The sequence below is a fragment of the Desulforamulus aeronauticus DSM 10349 genome, from assembly GCF_900142375.1.
Classification (GTDB): Bacteria; Bacillota; Desulfotomaculia; order Desulfotomaculales; family Desulfotomaculaceae; genus Desulfotomaculum; species Desulfotomaculum aeronauticum.
In genome coordinates this window covers 54,161-73,142 of record NZ_FRAR01000025.1, presented here as the reverse complement: position 1 = coordinate 73,142, position 18,982 = coordinate 54,161, and the positions used below count along the sequence as shown (strand labels likewise).

The following is an 18,982-nucleotide window of genomic DNA, read 5'->3' as shown; positions in this document are numbered from 1 at the left end:
AAAGGCTCCTCTAGGGTGTTCTGGCTCATCCCCGGTAGAAAGGGGGTGAGACTATGACAGCATTTGAAGCTTTGATGTTGATGCTAACCTTTGGCATCTTAATCGTGGCTAGGTTGTCGCATAATAGAAAGAAATAGACCTCCCTTGAGCCTAGAAGCAACGGGAGGTCTACTCTTTTGCAGTAACCTTGAGCCAGCCCTTTAGAGGGCAACTGTTGTACTTTGACTGTGGGTGTTCGTAGCACCCACAGTCTTTTATTTTGTAGTTTAAAACATTCAACCTAGATTTATCATATCACGAATCTAGATGGAGTTGCCAGTTACTTGTTGTAAGTTTTCACTAAAAACTTATCAACTTTGCCATTAATATCAATACAGGTCCACTCAATCTCTTTTTCTTTCATTTTCGGAATAAGTCTGGCAGGATAGTAGCCCAGTTGGTAAGGAATTCTTGTTTCCAGAGCATCATATTGACAGGCCTTCACACAAGCCATGCAATCCCAGCAATCTCTTCTTGAGCGACAAAAGGCTTTTTTATCTTCGTTTAATTCCATCAAGTCTCCGGGGCAAACTTCTTCACACTTGCCACAACCTCTGCATTTCTCCTGATATACTACTGGCGGCATATCTAAAACCTCCTATTCCTTAAGCTTTTAAGCGGTCGCCTGGGATAATCTGTTCGTAGGGGCGGGTAAACATTTCCACTTCTCCGGTTGCCGGATTATAACGGGAGTTGACAAAGCAATCAAACTTCTGATCATTTTTCTCAGGAAAGTCCGCACGGGTCTGCCAGCCTGGCCATCTGGTTTCTTCACGGTACATCAAGTGGTGGATTAATACTTCAGCCACATCTAATCGATCAATTATTTCGTGAGCTTCCATTAATTCGTGTAGGTCGGAAGCAATGAGATACTTCACCTGATCTTTCATAATTTTTAAGTGCCTCAAGGCATATTGCAGTCCTTCTTTGTTCATTCTAAAGAACTGGTGTACACCACCGGCATATTCATCCATCAGTCGTTGCAATCTTTCTTCCATTTCCCGAGGTGTCACACCATCCCCAACCACTAGTTGGCGGAAGCCAGGAGCATAAACCCGCTCTTTTTCCTGGGCGATCTGCTCTTCGTTGATAGAACCCAATTCTGTAGCAGCCACGTATTCAACCGCAGCTTTAGCAGACAGCAGGCCTTCAGCAGCACAGCCGCCAACAAATTTATTGGGAGTACCGCCAGCTACATCACCGCAGGCATATAAACCCGGTAAGGTGGTAGATCTTTTGACATCAACCCAGTAACCACTGGCTGTGTGCCCACCCACAATATACGGATCAGAACCGTAGATCTCGATCGGATCTTTCTGTAAATCTTGGGCCCGACTGGCCAGGAACAGCACATAGCTAGGACGTTCATTTAGGTAATCGTACTTCATATCATAGATTTGCTCTGGCGTCATGTGAGTGGTATCCACATAACAGGGACCCCGTCCTTCACGCCACTCATCCATCGGCGCGTTGGCTCGGATAAAGCGGGGTGCGGCATCGCCGCCCAGGTGAGCATAGTGGGTCTTGAGAATTTGTTCACCCTTGCAGTTAATCATGGGAGTTTTATAACCAACTGAAATAGTATCAATGGGACCATTAAAATCTTTAGTTCTGGTGGCGCACCAACGCATTTCAAAGGTGGTCATTTCAGCCCCCTGGCGAATACCCAAAGCGAAACCAGTTCCTACGTTAAAGGGAGCATACCAAAGTTGATGGTGGCTATCATTGCCATCGTTTTGATAGGGCTTATACAAACCAGCTGCCCCACCGGTGGCGATAATAGTTGCTTTCGCCCTAATGATATACATCTTACCGTCCCTTACACCAAAGCCGATGGCACCAATCACCTTTTCGCCATCCATTAAATAATTGGTAGCAACCACCCGGTTAATCACTTCGCAGCCATACTCCCGGGTTTTCTCAGCTAAAATTACCTTCATTTCGGAACCACTGATGGTAATATCCCACTTACCACGGGTTTTATATTCTTCACCATCTTCTTCGTATTTAATGGGCATACCCCATTCTTCCCACTCTTCAATAGGTTTGTTTAAAACCTCAGCCATGGAGATGGTCAGGTCCTCACGTAACAAGCCCCCGGCCTGAGCACGACTCCAGCGAACAAAGTCTTCAATGGTACGGTCCTTTTTAATGTAGGTATTAATGGCATCCATACCACCGGCTAAGCAACCGCTGCGGTCAATATGGGCTTTCTCCATCAGGGTTACTCGCAAATCAGGATTCTGTCGCTTTGCTTCAATGGCCGCAAAGCAACCAGCGTTACCTGCTCCGATAATTAAAATATCGGTATCTATGCGAACCTCTTCAATTTCATTAACTGCATTGGGTAAACTGGCTCTTGGCATTGATCTTCCTCCTTTTGATTATTACATGGGTGCCCAAATAGGATAACCGGTTACGGCATACCAGGGTAACATCACGAAAACCATATAGAGAATTACCATCAAGGTAAAGGGAGCACCTACTTTGACAAATTCCGCAAAGGTAAATTCTTCAGTACCGTAGGCAATCAAACAAGCTGTTACAGAGATTGGTAAGACAAAGGCGTAACTGTCAACATTTAAGACCATCATGGTGAATGCTACGGTGTTTAAACCAAGCATGGGGGCCATAGCAGCAATAATGGGTGCCAATAAAGTCACAGCTGCCACGTTACTTACAATACCGAGGCGACTAATCTGGACAATTACACAGATAAAGATACTTACCCCAATCCAGCCCCAGGCCGGTGCTAAACCTACTAAGTGTGAAGCAATCCATTTGTCTACACCAGTCTTTTCAAAGGCGGTTACCAGGGAAAGAGAGCCGCACAGTAAAAGCCAGGTACCAAAGATAGTGTTCGATTGTACCTTTTTCCAATTAAGATTGGTAAACCCTGGAATAAATAATACCATCACTGCTAGGAGAGCAACTAAAGCCATTTTATAACCGTGAATTTGTTCAGTGGCCCAGAGCAAAATGGCGACACCAAAGCAAATTAAAACAATCCATTCAGTGGTAGTCATTTTACCCAGTTCATCTCTTTGGCGCTGCACTTCTGTCATACCACCAGGCACTTCAATGTTCTTAGACTTCATTACCCAGTTAACCCAATAATACATGATGACCAGAATACCCAGTAGCGGCCAGTTCATCCAAGCCCAAGTTCCCCAGGTAATAACATCCTCTTTGACAGCTTGATTAATGGTTTGAGCTACAATTACGTTAGACATGTGGCTGTGCAACAGGATTACCCCAGAAGCTAGTGAGGCAAAACCAATACCAACCATGGTAAACACTTTTCTTGCCCTGGCCCCTTCACCAGTTTTCTCAAACAAACTGTTAAGACCTTGAATAATGGGGAGGAATACGGCTCCCCGGGCATTGGTAGCGGGAACTAACACCGCTGTTACCAAGTGAGCTCCGATAAGACCTTTCAAAACACCCCCAACAGTGGGCTTTACTTTAGAAACAATTCCTAACGCAATCCGTCTGTCTAAACCAGTGGTTTGCATAATGGCTGCCAAGATAAAGCAACCAAGAATCAAGAAAGTAACGTTATTGGTGAAACCACTAAAGGCTTCAGGCATCTTTTGACTTGCACCAGTAAGGGATAATAGCACGGGAATCATAAGTCCGGAAACTGCTAACGGAAGTCCGTTGGATAACCAAATAACCGTTGCCCAACCCATCACAGCCAGGGCAGCTCTACCGCCGGCAGTAAGGCTTTGAGAAGTGGGAACCATGGTTAGAATGGCGGCAAATACCAGCCAAGACAGAATAAACCCTGCAATTGCAAATTTATTTTTTGAGTTTGCAGTTGCTTTGGCATCAGGAACAGTGCTCAAATCTTTTTTCTCAAGAGCAGCGTCTGACATGTTTTAACCCCCTATTTTTTATTTAGTTTACCTACAAATTTGACAAATAACCCTTCTGTCAGCTCCCCCCTTACAACCGTTTTATTCTTATGTGATGATTTTAACAAGGGTGTTGGCTAGAAAAAACCGAATCCAAGACAGATTACTGTCATCTTTGCGACAGTAAAATAGCAAATCCCGCCGACAAAATAAATGTCCTTTGACGGACGTTTATTTTGTCGGCGGGATTTCATTTGGCTTTATTCGTATATTTACAAGCGTTTAACTATCTTGAATCCATGTCCTTAATTGCCTTACATCGATGCCAACAATTTCTCTTCCTTCATAAACGAGGCTGCCATCCTCCTTAAAAAGATTTAGTAAAGAGGATACCGTTTGCCGTGAAGAACCGATCACACAGGCTAACTCTTCCTGGGTAACTCGTAAATTAACCTTCATCATACCATTTTTTTCTTCATTGCCGGCTCTCTCTGCCATAGTAAGCAGCACTAGGGCGAGTCTACCCTGGGTGGGGTTCATGATAAAATCATAAATTGTATTCTGGGATTCTCGTAATCTGTCACACATTAATTTAAGCATTTTGCTTGAAAAATCAGGGAAATCAGAAATTAATTTTTTAAAAGCATCCTGCCAGATAATTAATACAGAAACATTATCCATGGCTTCTGCACTATACTCTCTTTCCGAATAATCGCTGAGTACCTCTGCTAAACCAATGAATTCGCCGGGATAACGAATGGCTACAGATACTTGTCGACCGTCGCCCGCGGTACGGTATATTTTAACTAAACCGCTTTTGATAAGATAAACTTCGTTGGACTTTTGCCCCGCTGAAAAAATAATTTGTCCTTTAGGATAGTTGATTACTGAGCCTACTTTATCTAAATACGCTGCTTCCTTTTCTGATAGCTGAAACATAGTAATCCCCCTCTCCAAGATTCATCGGTATTCTATTACAATATTTAAATTATATCCTTTTTTAAAAATTAAGCAAAACTTTAGTCATAAAGGGCTACTCGTATAAATAGACCCCTTACGGAGTCTATTCTTCAGCAGCTTTCTTCATTTTTTCGATAGCTTGTTGGTTGGAAGTAACCATCTGAGCAATATCCTTGGCGGATTGGGAAGAACGCTCAGCTAGTTTGCGTACTTCCTGTGCCACCACCGCAAAGGTGCGTCCGTGATCACCAGCTCTGGCAGCTTCAATGGAAGCGTTTAAGGACAGCATATTCGTTTGCTCCGCAATATCATCGATAATTTCCGCCACCGAACCAATATCTTGCTGAAAAGCAATTAACTGCTGCAGTTGATCTAAAATATAGTTTTCAATAGCCAATTGCATATCCAAGTTGATGCGTTTCATAAAGGCAATCAGTGCCTCCGCATAGGCATCGCTGCAGCTGCCATGATGGTCGGCTAAAATGCGTTGAATTTCGGCTGTGTAAACTTGATAAGTCCCCAGATACCATTTAGGATATAAGCCAATTTGCTGGTGTTTTTTGCCAATAAATAATCTCTGGTTTAGATATCCTTCATCAATAGGATCGCACAGTGAAATAAAATACCTCTTTTGTGCTTCCTTTAAACGGTCAACAGTACTATGTTTGTTAATCAATTCTTTAAGATACGGGAAGTTTAACAGGTGCTTATAGAAGCCTTCCACGACCCGATCCGCTTCCTTACTAAACAGATCTTTATGGGAAGCCATCAACTGAACCTCTTGTTCATTGATATCTAGATAAGCCAACTGTGTCTGACGCTTGGCAATCTTGATTGCACTGTTCGTTAGATCGCTCAACTTGAATGCCTCCTTCAGGCGTTTATAGATACTGTTGCATTTATTCTCCACAGATTCGCTTATTCCTTCGACATATCTCGAGTTCCCGGTATTTTTAATAATTTTTCCTTGCCCTGATCACTGGGCTTGTAGTAGTTAGCTCCCTCTAAAGCATCGGGTAAGTATTGCTGCTCAACATGGTGCCCTGGATAGTTATGGGGATATTTGTACCCGGTGTGTCCTAGGGACTCTGCACCCCGGTAATGGGTATCCCGCAAATGGAGGGGAACCTGGCCAACTGGTTTTTTCTTAATATCTGCAAAGGCTTCATCAACTGCACATATCACGCTGTTACTCTTGGGTGCTGAAGCTAAATAAATAATACATTGGGCAATGGGAATACGGGCCTCCGGCATACCTAATGTCTCCAGAGCATTCCAGGCTGCATGAGCCACCAACATGGCCTGGGGGTCAGCCATGCCAATATCTTCTGAAGCATGTACGATGAGCCGGCGCACAATAAATCTCTGGTTCTCTCCAGCCGCAGTCATACGGGCATAATAGTGTAAAGCCGCATCCGGATCGGAACCCCGAATACTTTTGATAAAGGCAGAGATAACATCATAATGGTTATCTCCGGATTTGTCGTAACGGATATACCGTTGCTGGGTGGAATCCTCCGCCACCTCCAGCGTGATCTGACGATAGCCATCCTCAGCCGGTGGAGTGGACAGCACTGCCAATTCCAAGGCGTTGAGCATATTTCGTGCATCCCCGCCGGAAATTTGAATAAAATGTTGTACAGCTGCTTCCAGAACTCTTACTTTATACATGCCCAGCCCGTTAGCCTCATCCTGTAGAGCGCGCTCTATTAATCGTGACAGATCATCCGCTGTTAGTTCGTTCAGTTGAAAGATACGAGAACGACTGAGCAGTGCTCCATTTAACTCAAAGTATGGATTCTGGGTGGTGGCTCCAATGAGCGTTACCTCTCCCTTTTCCACCGCCTCCAGCAAACAATCCTGCTGGGCACCTTTTTTTAAGGAATGAATTTCATCAATAAAGAAAATGGTCTTATTACCATAAAACTTTAGATTTTCCCCCGCTTTTTTAATCTCGGTTCGAATCTCTGAGACACCGGCAGATACAGCATTAATCTTGACAAAACTAGCTTTTGTCATTTTCGAAATAATGGTGGCCAGTGTCGTCTTGCCTGTGCCAGGAGGACCGTATAATATAATGGACCCCAGCTTGTCTGCTTCGATGGCACGGCGCAAAAGTTTGCCTTGACCTACAATGTGTTCCTGGCCGATAAAATCATCGAGACTTCGTGGCCGCATTCTCTCAGCCAGAGGAGCGGCCTGTAAATTCATTCTGGATGAACTAAATAAATCCATAGAACCACCTCATAACCTTGACATACTATAACCGAAATACTACCTTGCCATTTTCTAATAGGTCTATTGTAGTCGGCAAGAGTGCTTTTGGCAAAGATCAATAAAATAACCAGATTACGCTACTAGGTATTCATTTACGGCCATACTTTTTCGTTGCACTCGCCTCAGGCGGACTAACAAACCCGTTGCTCCACATGCCAAACCAACAATGAGCCCAATCCAATAACCAAAGGCAGCAAAGGAAGTATAGGAGGCTAGCAGATGCCCCAAAGGTAACCCGATCACCCAATAGGAACAAAAAGCCACAAAAAAGGCCACGTTTACATCCTTATAGCCCCGCAGCCCCCCCTGCACCGGCGTAGCAATGGCATCGGAAAGCTGAAAGAAAATAGCATAAACCAAAAACTGCTTCGCCAGCTCAAAAACTGCCGGATCCTTGGTATAGAGATGAGCTACCTGTTGGTTACATAATAACAGTCCTACACCACAACAAACTGCCATTCCTAAGGCCATGCCGATACCCAAATGACCGTACTGTTGGGCATCCCGAAAGCGCTTAGCTCCTACTTCAAATCCCACTGTAATGGTTAGAGCCATAGAGATACTTAATGGCAGCATATATAGAACACTGGCAAAGTTGAGAGCGGTTTGGTGAGCAGCAATGGTTACTGTGTTAAACTGGCTCATCAACAAAGTTACAGCGGCAAAAACACTGGTTTCAAAAAAGATAGCAAGGCCAATAGGTATCCCCAATTTCAGTTGTTCCCGCCAGGCAGACAGTGAAACAGGAAATAACCGTTTGAGTAGGCCAAACTCTGCAAAGGGTTCTACCCGACACAAAACAAAGAGAGCTATGATAGCGATACACCAATAAGTAATGGCCGATGCTACCCCTGCACCAACTCCACCTAGGCGGGGAAAACCAAATTTGCCGAAAATCAGCATGTAATTTAGCGTTATATTAATCGGTAAAGAAATGAGGGTGATTATCATCGTTACCCTGGTTTGTCCCAAGGCATCAATAAAGCAGCGAAATACTGTATAGACAAATAACGGTATAATACTAAAGGCAAGAGCAAATAAATAACCACTGGCAATATCCCGCACTGCTGGCTCTAATTCCATCCTATGTAAGATCGGCTGTAAGGCTAAAGCACCACCGAGAATAATCAAAAGCGAAATGACAATAGCCAAATATACCCCTTGAATAACAGCAAAGGGCACCTTATCTCGTCGACCACCACCGATAAAATGACTAACGATAGGGGTTACGGCCAACATAATACCGGTTATGCCGGTGGCAACCGGTGACCAAATGCTGGAGCCTATTGCCACCCCGGCTAGATCAACAGCACTGGCGTTACCGGACATTACGGTATCAAAAAACATCATGGAAGATAAAGCCAACTGGGTAACTAAAATGGGTAGAAAAATTACCAACAGTTGTTTGCCTTTCTCCTTTAATGAATACGTTTGTTTCATGTTCTCCTACCATCCACTTTTTTTAGAAAAACTTAGCTTACGTTAAGTCTTTAGACGCCGGCGTACCCTGAAGGGCATAACCAAGGGTCACAGGCAAGTAAGCTTTAGTTTGCCCTCATGCAAATCAGAAAGTTTATACTTTCCGATTTGCCAAGAATAAAAGCCACCTTGATGATTTTCATCAGGCGGCATTGTCAATTATCTTATCATTTTACAACAGGAAAGTCATTGGGTAAAGTAGAGTAAAAAAAACACCCCGGCAGGGGGTGTTCAGGTACATGAAGAATATTAAGCTTCGGATTTTTTGGTAGCTTTGGTCATGGTAATACCAAACCCGATACACAGGAAGTAGATAGCGAAACCATACCACAGGGTGTAGACCATGTAGAAGAGGAGCAGGAAGGTCATAGAGCCTTTGTTGTCACTCACAAATTTGGTTTCTACACCATAGTAGTTATAGGCGGGTTCAATCACTTTTTTCTGATAGGTTGACAGGTAAATGGATTCCTTAAATTGTTCTTTCTTTTCTAATTCTTTACCAATTGATTTGGTAATGTTGTACCAACGGTTAGTGGCATCTCGAGGATCTGTGTTGTATTTTGCTTGCACTACATCACCCTTATTTTCATACATAGCCACACAATCTTCCGAAATATTGGCCAACAGTTTGCCAAAGTCGGCCTTCAGAGCCACTTGTTCCTTATTTACTTGCACCTCTGCACCGTCCACCTGTTGAAAAGCCTCTGCCCATCGCTTGGCCTGATCTTCGTCTTTACCCTTTAATGTCAGATCGATGCTGGTGCCATTCCATTTCTCAGCTTTTTTAACTTCGTCTAAGACAACCTCCTGGGCAGAACCCTTAGAGATGGAGTTAAACATATCATCAGCATATTCTAAACCGTTTCTGCCATTACCAAAGGAAGGGGTCATCATATAGGCGTAGATTCCCATGAAAGATATCAACATAACTAGCCCAATTATAAAGGCTTTGCTATCTCTTATCATTAATGGCTCACTCCTTTCCCATTGGGCACATCGCTCTTAGCACTTTCAGCCCGCAGGGTTGGTATACCTCTGATGAAGCTAAGGATAATCCAGCCTGCAAAGAGTATCACCAGTCCGAAGAAAATCCAGGTACCAATATTATTGAGCAAAGTACCGGTTTCTTTACTAATGGTGATATACCCCATTTGACCCATTTTCTCCGGCAGAGCGAAGGCTCTGTTGACAAAACCAGCCATAATGGCGATAGCGTAGAAAGCTCTGATGTAAATACCGGGAACCACTTTGGTAGTAGCTGCACCAATTTGAATCCCCAACAGAGAGCCCACCAGCATACCCATGGCCAAGGTGTAGAAAATATAACCATAGATTGCATACTGAGCAATGGAACTATAACCCGCGGTAAAGATAATCTGCAGAATATCCGTACCTACGGTGGTGAAGGAAGATACGCCAAGACCGTAGACGAACATCGGGAAGGTTACGAAACCGCCACCCACACCCATGATGGCTGCCAGGAAGCCGGTAACCGCGCCACAGAGGGCTACAAACCAACCGGATATTTTACGGCCGCCAGGGGTGATATCTTCGTCAAACTTGATCATAGGGGCTAGGTTAACTTTTTGTAATTTGATGGCTAGGGGGGTTAAGCCAATCGGCCCACCGTGTGCATCTCCTTTATTGACCTGACCTCTGGTTTTAAAGAAGTCGTACATAGAGTAGAAGCCCAGGAAGCCTAAGATAATCACGTAAACCGTGCTAATCATAAAGTCACTCATCACCGGGTTGGCGTTGAACAGGGCCCGGTTCAGGGAACCGCCACCGGTTACACCGATACCGGAACCAACCAGGAAGGCAATGGCCAGAGAGACGTTTACGTTACCTAATTTCTTGTGAATTACAGTACCCATAATAGCCTTAGCAAAGATGTGGAATTGGTCGGTACCAACCGCCAGAATCCCTTTTACGCCTAAGCTCATCAGGGCGGGTGTAATTACAAAACCACCACCGGCACCGATACAACCAGTGATCAGCCCAGCACAGACACCGACAGCCATGGAACCATAAAACATGACCGGAGTAAAGTGAGATGGTCCAAAAGCACTTTTTCCACCTAAAAAGTCCGGCAGTGCAGCTGCATGGCCAATGGCCGGGATGATAAAGGGTAGGCACATTACTAGTAAAATGAATAAGTGTTTTCTGCTCCGGACAATATTATTGGACATTTCAATTTCCCATCTCGCATGGGCCCTCGAGGCGCTCATTAGAGCCTCGTATAATCCTCTCATTCAGGTAACCCCCTCATCAGCCTGATTTGAACATAAAAGGTGCTTTAAAAAATAATGCCTTAAAAGTAATGACAAAAAATTTAATCAATTCCTAATAGTTTCCCTTGAATAATAGATGACGTAGTGTTAAAATGTCTTTGGAGAAGAAATTTATATTGACAAAATTATTCTGGGGTATCACCCCCTTGCTGTGGTAATTCGGTTACCATAGCTATTTGTTTTTTGATAATCTCCAGTACTATATGACCAGAGATTACTTCCCTTGAGTAATGGTAATCTGCGTATAAATTGATAGGTGGTATGTTGAGCTGATCGGTAATAATTTGAAACTGATCAGCTTTTATTGTGATATTAGGAATTGTGATGTTATGTTTGAGTTTTCCCTTTGGTACTACCCAAGAAGTAGTTACTAAGGATGTAGATTTTTGTTCTACAATCGTATCTTTGATATAATAGTGGAGGGTTTGATTAGTATCATTAAAGAAACAGGTTACCATGTCCTGACAATTATTGGTTCGTATGACTGCTTCGGCTCTTTTCTTAATGGCAGATTCTTTACTTAATTTTCCTAACAGAATATCTGCTTTGATATTTTCCATGCCTGCCGCAACCTTAGCAAGGTTAGCTTTCATTTCTTTTATCTTGAGTTCACTTTCAGGCTGTACCTGAGTGGCCTGAAAGATGTGGTCTTGATCTTCGGTAGAAGTCCCTCCTTCTCCCTTTGGCATTTGCTTCGTTAACCAGGCTATAGGATACGGTACCTCTGCTCCCGTTAGAACACCCTCCCGATCCATAACAATCACCTGACTACCTGATAAGGTTTCTAGACGCTGCACTAAATGGTTTAACTGTTCAGCTAACTGCTCCTTTTTATCAAGCCAAGTGAAATCTAAGGGTACACCTTGTTGATCATAGGCTAACCATAGCAGAAACTCTTTTTGGTAATTCTCGCTTGAATAGGGATTACCCGTTGGGTCAAGACGAAAAGTCCTTCCCTTAAAGGTGCTTTTGAGTGGGTAAATATAAATTACTTTGTTAACTTTCTCATTTTCTAACACATCAGAAAGCCTTGCTTTAATCACCTGCGGCCTAGTACTATCCTCACCCAACATCTTTACTATATTATAAAATTGAATGCTGTCGGCATTTACCAACCCCAATTGTTGACAAATCTCCTCTACAGGGCTATTCATTTCGGAAGCAACTAAAGATTTTATGATTAAGGCTTCTAAGATCTGATATTGCTCATCCTGAAACACCTGCCCAAATGGTTCAAGCACTTTCCGATTTCTTATTTCTTTACTTATTTCGGATGCTTGATCTATTAAGTCTTCAACCACCAGTTTCTTATCCTGTAAGACTTCAATTTCTTGATAAAGTCTCCGTAGACTGGTAATCAAATCAGTAATTCTGTGGGGCGAAAGGTTTTCCAGGCTGCCGAAGTTTGCCACTACTCGTTGTTTTATCTTACCATTGGTGCGGTAATTCTCAATTAACTTAACGTAAACATATTCCTTACCATTTTTTCTGGTGGTAATCTTACGAAAAAACATATCCTCACCTCAAAATTTATAGCCATATTTTTTCTATTATTTTCATAAACTTATTTGTTTTGTTGTTTTTAAATGAGCTTATTTTTGTCTCTGAGTTATGCGCAAATACTAGCAAATAGGTTTTTTAATTGCAAGTACTTTTTTGCACAAAAATAAAAAATTTCCTTAGTTTGTATTTGTTTTTCATTACTAATATCTAGCTAAAAGGTAACTATACCTTAAATGACAAGAGACTTTTGTCATTTAAAAATCAATAACTTACAGGATTTTTCACCTCATCACCTGAACACAGTCATGCATAATATAGTAAAAACCAAATAATTAATAGCATTTTTCAAAATAGTATTGACAAATAAACATCTCATCTATCTCACATCAAAAATTTGGCTGACACCCTACTCTCCAGGACCGAGAGTTTTCGGCGTCAGCCTTATTTTGCCCTTATACTTTCTGATTTGCTAAACGCAAAAACACCCTCATAGAGAGGGTGCTTCGCTTTTCACTTTCAAAAGGAATAAAATTCTATTGATGAAAGTACAAGACACTTTCAAAAAGAATAAAATTCTATCAATGAAAGTACAGCAAGAACCTATTATGCTTCTTGCTTTTTACCTGACTTACTCATGGTGATGCCTAACCCCTGGCACAGGAAGTAGATGGCAAAACCATACCACATGGTGTAAATGAGGTAGAACACCATCATGAAGGTCATGATGCCAGCGTTGTTACCCGCTTTTTCAGCATCAACACCGTAATAGTTATAAGCAGGTTCAATTACTTTTTGCTGGTATTGTTGAATAGCAATGGATTCCTTAAACTTCTCTTGTTTCTCTAAGTCTTTGACAATGGCCTTAGAAATATTGTACCATCTATTGGTGGCATCCCGGGGATCAGTGTCGTATTTTTGTTGTATAACATCCCCTTTGTTATCATACATATTGATACAGTCTTCGGAAATGTTGGCCAGAATTTTTCCCAGATCGGCCTTGACCATTACTGCTTCCTTATTTACATTTACCTCGGAACCGTCAACGGCTTGAATAACTTTAGACCATCTTTCGGCCTGTTCTTCATCCTTAGCTTTTAAATTCACCTCAATATTGTTGCCGTTCCACTGTTCTGCCTTCTTAATTTCACCCTGAACAACATCCTGTACCGAACCTTTGGAAATGGAATTAAACATATCATCGGCAAATTCCAGACCGTTTCTGCCATTACCAAAGGAGGGGGTCATCATGTAAGCATAGATGCCCATAAAGGAAACCATCATAATCAGCCCGATAAAGAAAGCTTTACTATCTCTAATCATTAATGGCTCACTCCTTTCCCGCCAGCTACTTCACCACCGGCAGATTCAGCCCGTAGCGTGGGGATACCACGAATGAAGCTCATGATAATCCAACCAGCAAACATGATAACTAAGCCAAAGAATATCCAGGCACCTATATCCGCTAGCAGCTTACCTGTGGCAGCATTCATCTGAATGTAGCCCATTTGAGCCATTTTTTCTGGCAGAGCAAAGGCTCTGTTTACAAAACCTGCTAAAATCGCGATAGCATAGAAAGCTCTAATGTAAATACCGGAGACCACTTTTGTGGTAGCCGCGCCAATTTGGATACCCAGTAGGGAACCAACCAGCATGCCCATAGCCAATGTGTAGAAGATATAACCATAGATAGCATATTGGGCAATGGAGCTGTAACCGGCAGTGAAAATAATTTGCAGAATGTCAGTACCTACTGTGGTAAAGGAGGATACACCCAAACCGTATACGAACATGGGGAAGGTAAGGAAGCCGCCGCCCACACCCATAATGGCAGCTGCGAAACCAACCACTGCACCACAGACGGCTACAAACCAGCCAGAAATCTTACGTCCACCAGGAGTCAAGTCCTCATCAAAGGTAACCATCGGAGCCAACTTAACACCCTGCAGTTTCTGAGCCAATTTGGTCATACCTGCAGGACCACCATGAACATCCCCGCCTGTTTGATGTCTGCTCTTGATAAAATCATACATTGAATAGAACCCGAGGAAGCCCAACATTACAACATAGATCGCACTAATCACAAAGTCACTCATAACCGGGTTAGCGTTGAACAAGGCACGGTTTAAGGTACCACCGGCCGTTACACCGATACCGGAACCAACCAGGAAGGCAATAGCTAAAGCAACATTAACGTTACCTAATTTCTTGTGAATAACGGTACCCATAATAGCTTTGGCAAAAATATGGAATTGGTCGGTACCAACGGCCAGAATCCCTTTCACACCTAAGCTCATCAAAGCGGGAGTGATAACAAAACCACCACCGGCACCAATACAGCCAGTAATTAAACCAGCGCAAACACCTACCGCCATGGAACCATAAAACATCGTCGGATTATAGTGGGAAGGACCATAGGCACTTTTTCCACCAATAAAGTAAGGCAAATCTGCTGCATGACCAATGGCAGGAATAATAAGAGGAAGCATCATAAGAGCTAAAATAAATAAGTGTTTTCTGTTTTTCATAATGTTATTGGACATTTCCAGTTCCCATTTGGCATGGGCCCTGGATGCAGACATTAAGGCTTCATATACTACTCGCATCTGGGTAACCCCCTTTTAATCATGTCTGAAAGGTACTCAAGAAATTTTTTGTCATGGTAATGACAAAAATAAGCTAATTTTATGACTCGATATATTGAATATTAACGATAAAGGTGCTACAATCGAAATTGAAAAGGAAGAAATTTATATTGACAAAATTTTATTTCTATAGCTCACCCCCTTTAAGCAGAGTGTTCATTGCGCCAAGAAGTTGGGTTTTGAGAATCTCAAGCTGGATATGGCCTGAGATAACTTCCGGCGAATAATGATAGTCTACATAAATATTAATGGGTGGAATCTTTAGTTGATCAGTTAACACATCAAACTGATCTGTTTTTCTATGAACTTCCTGTATCTTTTCAAAGGAAATATCTCTGCCTTGGCCTTCTATGATCCACGGAGTCATTATGACAGACTCTTGTTTTTGCTTGAGTGCAGCTTGATCTATTTCATAGTGAAATGAATGAGTGGTTTCCTCGTAGCTATATAGCACCAGTTCATCACACTGATTACTTTTAATGACATTTTCTGCTTTTTTAGTAACATGGCTTTCTTTTGTTAACTTGCCCAGAAGAATATCGGCCTTCAAATTTTCTAATCCTGCCGAAACCTTTGCTAATTTGGCCTTTAGTTCCTTTATTTTCCCTGGGCTAACCTGCTTATAAGTAACCACATTGAACAGCTGGTTTTGGTTTTGGGTTACTGTTGCTTCAGGCATTGGTTTTGCTATTAGACAGCCGCTCATGGTTGTAGGAAAATAGTTATGTTCATCTAGAACCACAATATTTCCTTGAAATTCACTTTTAAGTCTGTCAACGAATAGGGATAACTTCTTGATTGCTTCCTCATCATTTTCTGCATATTGGTAATCCACAGGAACTCCCTCGGTTGAACAGGCTAGCATAAGGGTTATTGGTTTTTGGAAACTCTGAGTTAAAAACATATTTCCTGTTAGATCGTAATCAAAGGAATTTCCTTCAAAGGTGCTCTGTAAAGTGTAAATAACGATTGATTTGTGAATGTTTTCATTTTCCTGGCAGTGCTTTAGACCCGCTTTTAATAACGAAAACCTGTTGCTATCCTCACCCAATCTTTTTAAGGTGTTATAATACTGTAGGCTAGTTCCCGCCTTAAAACCTAGGTTCTTACAAGCCTCTTGAATGGGTTGATTGGTTTCCGAGGCAGCGATAGATTTCAAAATGATTGCCTCTATCAATTCATAATCCTTTTGACCAAATATCTCTTGTATTGCCTGGTTGACTGGTGACTGACGTAACACACTTCGTATGATTTTGATCGTTGAAGTGGTGTTGGTTGTAATTCTTACATCACCTAGTTGGGGCTGAATTTCTTTGTGCAATTTTTTAAGACTGGCAATTAAGTAATTTATCCGGTCTGAAGAAAGGTTTTCCACACTGCCAAAATTAGCAATAACCCGCTGTTTTACTTTACCATCTTGGCGGTAGTTTTCGATTAGTTTTACGTAAACATACTCTTTGCCGTTTTTCTTGGTAGTTATCTTGCGAAAAAACACAACCTTCACCCCCCTAACACCAGCATTCCAAATTTTTTATTGCATTTCCCCTGCTTCACGGAAGCAGGTTTTTTTTGATCTCTAATCATAAATTGTGTATAGAGTATATATTCTTTGTCATTATCTTTTCGGTTATGCTACCAAAAGGTTTTTTTAATTTCAAGTACTTTTTTACACTTATAACAAAAAAATTTTTACTATAAAGCATGTTTTCATTACATTATTATAATTTAAGCTAAATTACGTGCCGTTTGACAAATTTTCTTTGTCATTACCTATTAAGAACTAATTTGCAGCTCTTTTGAGGACAAATAATTAGAAACAACTATGAAAAATGGTATTAGAAACCACTCGAAAAAAATTTAACTTTATTTTAATAAAAATCCTTGACAATATAATATTTCGTTATCAAAAAACTTGGCTCCTAATGAATTCTGACAAAAAACTTTACGTTTGAATAAAAAATCTGGTGTATCCTATCGTTACAATCAAACCGAATGGGTAGCATAAGCCGGAAACAAGGAAGTGTCGCAAAACAACTGTTTTGCGACACTTCCTTGTTTCCGGCTATAAGGTATTGACCCATAAGGAATACCCAAAAGTTGTACCACACTACTTTCCTTACTCTTCTTCCACTAACTTTTTTAGTAACCTACCGAATTCAGTGGTAACGGTATAATAGTCAGTCCAAGGGATAGTGTATTGATAGCCGTACTCCAGCGGTCGATCCCCCACCAAGATGTTGATGGTTTTACAGCCCTGGGACTTTAATCGCCGTACCTGTTCCTTAACTAACTTGGTCTCCGGTCCGGGGTTCGGATTGCCATCGGCAATAACAACCAGCACCTTTTGGACCAGGGCACGCCCCTCTGAAAGTAAGCGAAGGGCAGCATATTTTAAGGCCGTGCCTTCAGGTGTGGTCCCCTCGGCACCGGTCATTCCCAGACGGGCTTTGTTCATAAGCTGTGGTGAATATAATTCTGTCATATTAACCGCGCCCTTTAAATTAAAGCCAAATACCCAAGTTCTCACTGAATCTACCGGCTCCAGTGCTTCGACAAACAAGGTTGCCAAGTTGCGGGCTAATTCTATCCTTGATAGCCCCTCTCCCGCAGGGTAAACCATGGAGGCACTGGTGTCTACCAGCAAGCCAATATCCAGGTTACGGGTACGGGTATTAATGATTTCTGTGCGACGAAATATTTTATTGGAATAGCTTGCCTGATACAAACTATCCTCATCCAGTTCACCACTGGGCAGTTGATATTGGTTAATTACCTGTCGGGTATTAGCCCAGCTTAGGCGGTTGCGCAACCGAATTACAAAGGGTTTTACGACACTGCGGGACTGCTCATACCGCTCGGCTGCTCCTTCATCGATGAGGGGCCGACGGAAAACCACCATTGGTGGCGGTGGCGGAGGATAATCCGGGTCCAACCCCGCTTCCATTAGTTCTCCCATATTGGCAACTTGTAATTGTTCCTGCCGCATATTCTGAATCAAATTCTGAAGGTCGCTGGGTATATTGGTTTTATTATCTTTGTTGGTACTGCCAGGTTCCGCCTGGTGATTCCCGCGATTATTATAATCCAGCAAAGAACTGGGTAGTGAATAGGCTATATCCTGCTGAATCATGTTACCATATAATTCGTCATAAATTTTCTTAGAAACATTTCTCGTATTTAATTTTTCCAGTCGGACTGGGTTATCAATGTAAATCGTCTTTTTCAGCAACTCAGCTACCTTATTCACCCGGGCTACATTGGAAACATAATCCCTGGTGGACCGCATCACCAGCAGAAAATCGCTGGCACGTAGATTCAACTCATTGTCCATTAAATCTTTCTTTGGTTTATGGGCCCATTTCTCTGGATGTAGATCAAATTCATAGCGACGATATTTCCAAAAGTACCCGGCATAACCCGGATAATACAGACTGGTTAAGTGCTCCACATAGACATCTTCCACGACATTGCGGATCACCGCCATAAAGGGGTTCCCTGGCATTTCTGTATAGTATTCCGGTTTACTGAACTGGGCGTGAGCTGCTTCATGAAGGGCCATGCCTGTGAGTACATCCACGATGTCCGGCATTAAATAGCCTTGGGGAGGCTCCAGTAATGGTTCCGCACTAAGGGCAATTTGCTTGGTAGCAAAGTGGGTTCTTGCTTCCTTGGAACTAAAGTTAACCGTGAATTTATTGCGTCCATGGACAATATCGATGACTCTGGACACTGCTCCCAGGATGGCAGTCATGGCCATAGCCTGGGCATCCGTGTCTTCCGAAGCTAATAGTTTATGACTAAACAAGGCATAGGGCTGACCCATGCCGTTTTTGTTTTGTTCCAACCCCCTGCCTGTAAGCCAAAAGTCGGACAAGCTTTTATTTTTCCAAGTTTCCACTTGATTTGGTACAACCACAAGATCACCACCATTCGC

15 protein-coding genes are annotated in these 18,982 nt (G+C 42.4%); 1 reads left to right on the top strand and 14 read right to left on the bottom strand.

All coding sequences use genetic code 11. The features are described from left to right. The first annotated feature begins 53 nt into the window (after positions 1-53). Positions 54-137: a putative holin-like toxin gene (locus tag BUA78_RS21110; RefSeq protein ID WP_420795522.1), complete on the top strand. Its 84-nt coding sequence runs from the start codon at positions 54-56 to the stop codon at positions 135-137. Positions 138-319: 182 nt separating this feature from the next. Here BUA78_RS21110 and BUA78_RS15890 read toward each other — a convergent pair whose 3' ends face one another. The 14 genes from BUA78_RS15890 to BUA78_RS15825 form a co-directional block, all read right to left on the bottom strand. Next, positions 320-625, bottom strand: a complete 306-nt coding sequence (locus tag BUA78_RS15890; RefSeq protein ID WP_072916501.1) for a 4Fe-4S binding protein — start codon at positions 623-625, stop codon at positions 320-322. Positions 626-644: 19 nt separating this feature from the next. Further along, on the bottom strand, positions 645-2,405 hold the full coding sequence (locus BUA78_RS15885; protein WP_072916498.1) for an adenylyl-sulfate reductase subunit alpha: 1,761 nt from the start codon (positions 2,403-2,405) through the stop codon (positions 645-647). 21 nt (positions 2,406-2,426) lie between these two features. Then, a complete protein-coding gene (locus BUA78_RS15880; protein WP_072916495.1) occupies positions 2,427-3,917 on the bottom strand; it encodes an SLC13 family permease in 1,491 nt (496 codons plus the stop codon). 261 nt (positions 3,918-4,178) lie between these two features. Next, the gene (locus tag BUA78_RS15875) at positions 4,179-4,835 is read right to left on the bottom strand and encodes a Crp/Fnr family transcriptional regulator (RefSeq protein WP_072916493.1); all 657 of its coding nucleotides are present in this window, start codon (positions 4,833-4,835) and stop codon (positions 4,179-4,181) included. Between the two features lie 124 nt (positions 4,836-4,959). Beyond that, positions 4,960-5,715: a globin-coupled sensor protein gene (locus BUA78_RS20900; RefSeq protein WP_072916491.1), complete on the bottom strand. Its 756-nt coding sequence runs from the start codon at positions 5,713-5,715 to the stop codon at positions 4,960-4,962. Between the two features lie 59 nt (positions 5,716-5,774). Beyond that, a complete protein-coding gene (locus tag BUA78_RS15865) occupies positions 5,775-7,091 on the bottom strand; it encodes a replication-associated recombination protein A (RefSeq protein WP_072916489.1) in 1,317 nt (438 codons plus the stop codon). Positions 7,092-7,205: 114 nt separating this feature from the next. Beyond that, positions 7,206-8,573 carry an MATE family efflux transporter gene (locus BUA78_RS15860; protein WP_072916486.1) on the bottom strand — a complete coding sequence of 456 codons (1,368 nt, stop codon included), beginning with the start codon at positions 8,571-8,573 and terminating at the stop codon, positions 7,206-7,208. Between the two features lie 288 nt (positions 8,574-8,861). Beyond that, complete coding sequence (locus BUA78_RS15855; RefSeq protein WP_072916482.1) at positions 8,862-9,578, bottom strand: hypothetical protein; 717 nt, start codon at positions 9,576-9,578, stop codon at positions 8,862-8,864. Next, the gene (locus BUA78_RS15850; protein WP_072916480.1) at positions 9,578-10,864 is read right to left on the bottom strand and encodes a sulfite exporter TauE/SafE family protein; all 1,287 of its coding nucleotides are present in this window, start codon (positions 10,862-10,864) and stop codon (positions 9,578-9,580) included. Before BUA78_RS15850 ends, BUA78_RS15855 begins: the two co-directional genes overlap by 1 nt. Before the next feature lie 164 nt (positions 10,865-11,028). Further along, on the bottom strand, positions 11,029-12,417 hold the full coding sequence (locus tag BUA78_RS15845; RefSeq protein WP_072916478.1) for a hypothetical protein: 1,389 nt from the start codon (positions 12,415-12,417) through the stop codon (positions 11,029-11,031). Positions 12,418-13,009: 592 nt separating this feature from the next. Further along, positions 13,010-13,726, bottom strand: a complete 717-nt coding sequence (locus BUA78_RS15840; protein WP_072916475.1) for a hypothetical protein — start codon at positions 13,724-13,726, stop codon at positions 13,010-13,012. Continuing rightward, on the bottom strand, positions 13,726-15,009 hold the full coding sequence (locus tag BUA78_RS15835; protein WP_072916474.1) for a sulfite exporter TauE/SafE family protein: 1,284 nt from the start codon (positions 15,007-15,009) through the stop codon (positions 13,726-13,728). The genes BUA78_RS15840 and BUA78_RS15835 overlap by 1 nt, the downstream gene beginning before the upstream one ends. A 166-nt stretch (positions 15,010-15,175) precedes the next feature. Beyond that, positions 15,176-16,543, bottom strand: coding sequence for a hypothetical protein (locus tag BUA78_RS15830; RefSeq protein ID WP_072916470.1), 1,368 nt, complete (start codon positions 16,541-16,543; stop codon positions 15,176-15,178). 621 nt (positions 16,544-17,164) lie between these two features. Continuing rightward, the gene (locus BUA78_RS15825) at positions 17,165-18,964 is read right to left on the bottom strand and encodes a vWA domain-containing protein (RefSeq protein ID WP_072916468.1); all 1,800 of its coding nucleotides are present in this window, start codon (positions 18,962-18,964) and stop codon (positions 17,165-17,167) included. Between the last annotated feature and the right edge of the window lie 18 nt (positions 18,965-18,982).

What these genes read in the sequence shown, in the direction of transcription:
- BUA78_RS21110 (WP_420795522.1), top strand. Translation starts at nt 54, where the DNA reads ATGACAGCATTTGAAGCTTTGATGTTGATGCTAACCTTTGGCATCTTA.
- BUA78_RS15890 (WP_072916501.1), bottom strand. Translation starts at nt 625, where the DNA reads ATGCCGCCAGTAGTATATCAGGAGAAATGCAGAGGTTGTGGCAAGTGT.
- BUA78_RS15885 (WP_072916498.1), bottom strand. Translation starts at nt 2,405, where the DNA reads ATGCCAAGAGCCAGTTTACCCAATGCAGTTAATGAAATTGAAGAGGTT.
- BUA78_RS15880 (WP_072916495.1), bottom strand. Translation starts at nt 3,917, where the DNA reads ATGTCAGACGCTGCTCTTGAGAAAAAAGATTTGAGCACTGTTCCTGAT.
- BUA78_RS15875 (WP_072916493.1), bottom strand. Translation starts at nt 4,835, where the DNA reads ATGTTTCAGCTATCAGAAAAGGAAGCAGCGTATTTAGATAAAGTAGGC.
- BUA78_RS15865 (WP_072916489.1), bottom strand. Translation starts at nt 7,091, where the DNA reads ATGGATTTATTTAGTTCATCCAGAATGAATTTACAGGCCGCTCCTCTG.
- BUA78_RS15860 (WP_072916486.1), bottom strand. Translation starts at nt 8,573, where the DNA reads ATGAAACAAACGTATTCATTAAAGGAGAAAGGCAAACAACTGTTGGTA.
- BUA78_RS15855 (WP_072916482.1), bottom strand. Translation starts at nt 9,578, where the DNA reads ATGATAAGAGATAGCAAAGCCTTTATAATTGGGCTAGTTATGTTGATA.
- BUA78_RS15850 (WP_072916480.1), bottom strand. Translation starts at nt 10,864, where the DNA reads ATGAGAGGATTATACGAGGCTCTAATGAGCGCCTCGAGGGCCCATGCG.
- BUA78_RS15845 (WP_072916478.1), bottom strand. Translation starts at nt 12,417, where the DNA reads ATGTTTTTTCGTAAGATTACCACCAGAAAAAATGGTAAGGAATATGTT.
- BUA78_RS15840 (WP_072916475.1), bottom strand. Translation starts at nt 13,726, where the DNA reads ATGATTAGAGATAGTAAAGCTTTCTTTATCGGGCTGATTATGATGGTT.
- BUA78_RS15835 (WP_072916474.1), bottom strand. Translation starts at nt 15,009, where the DNA reads ATGCGAGTAGTATATGAAGCCTTAATGTCTGCATCCAGGGCCCATGCC.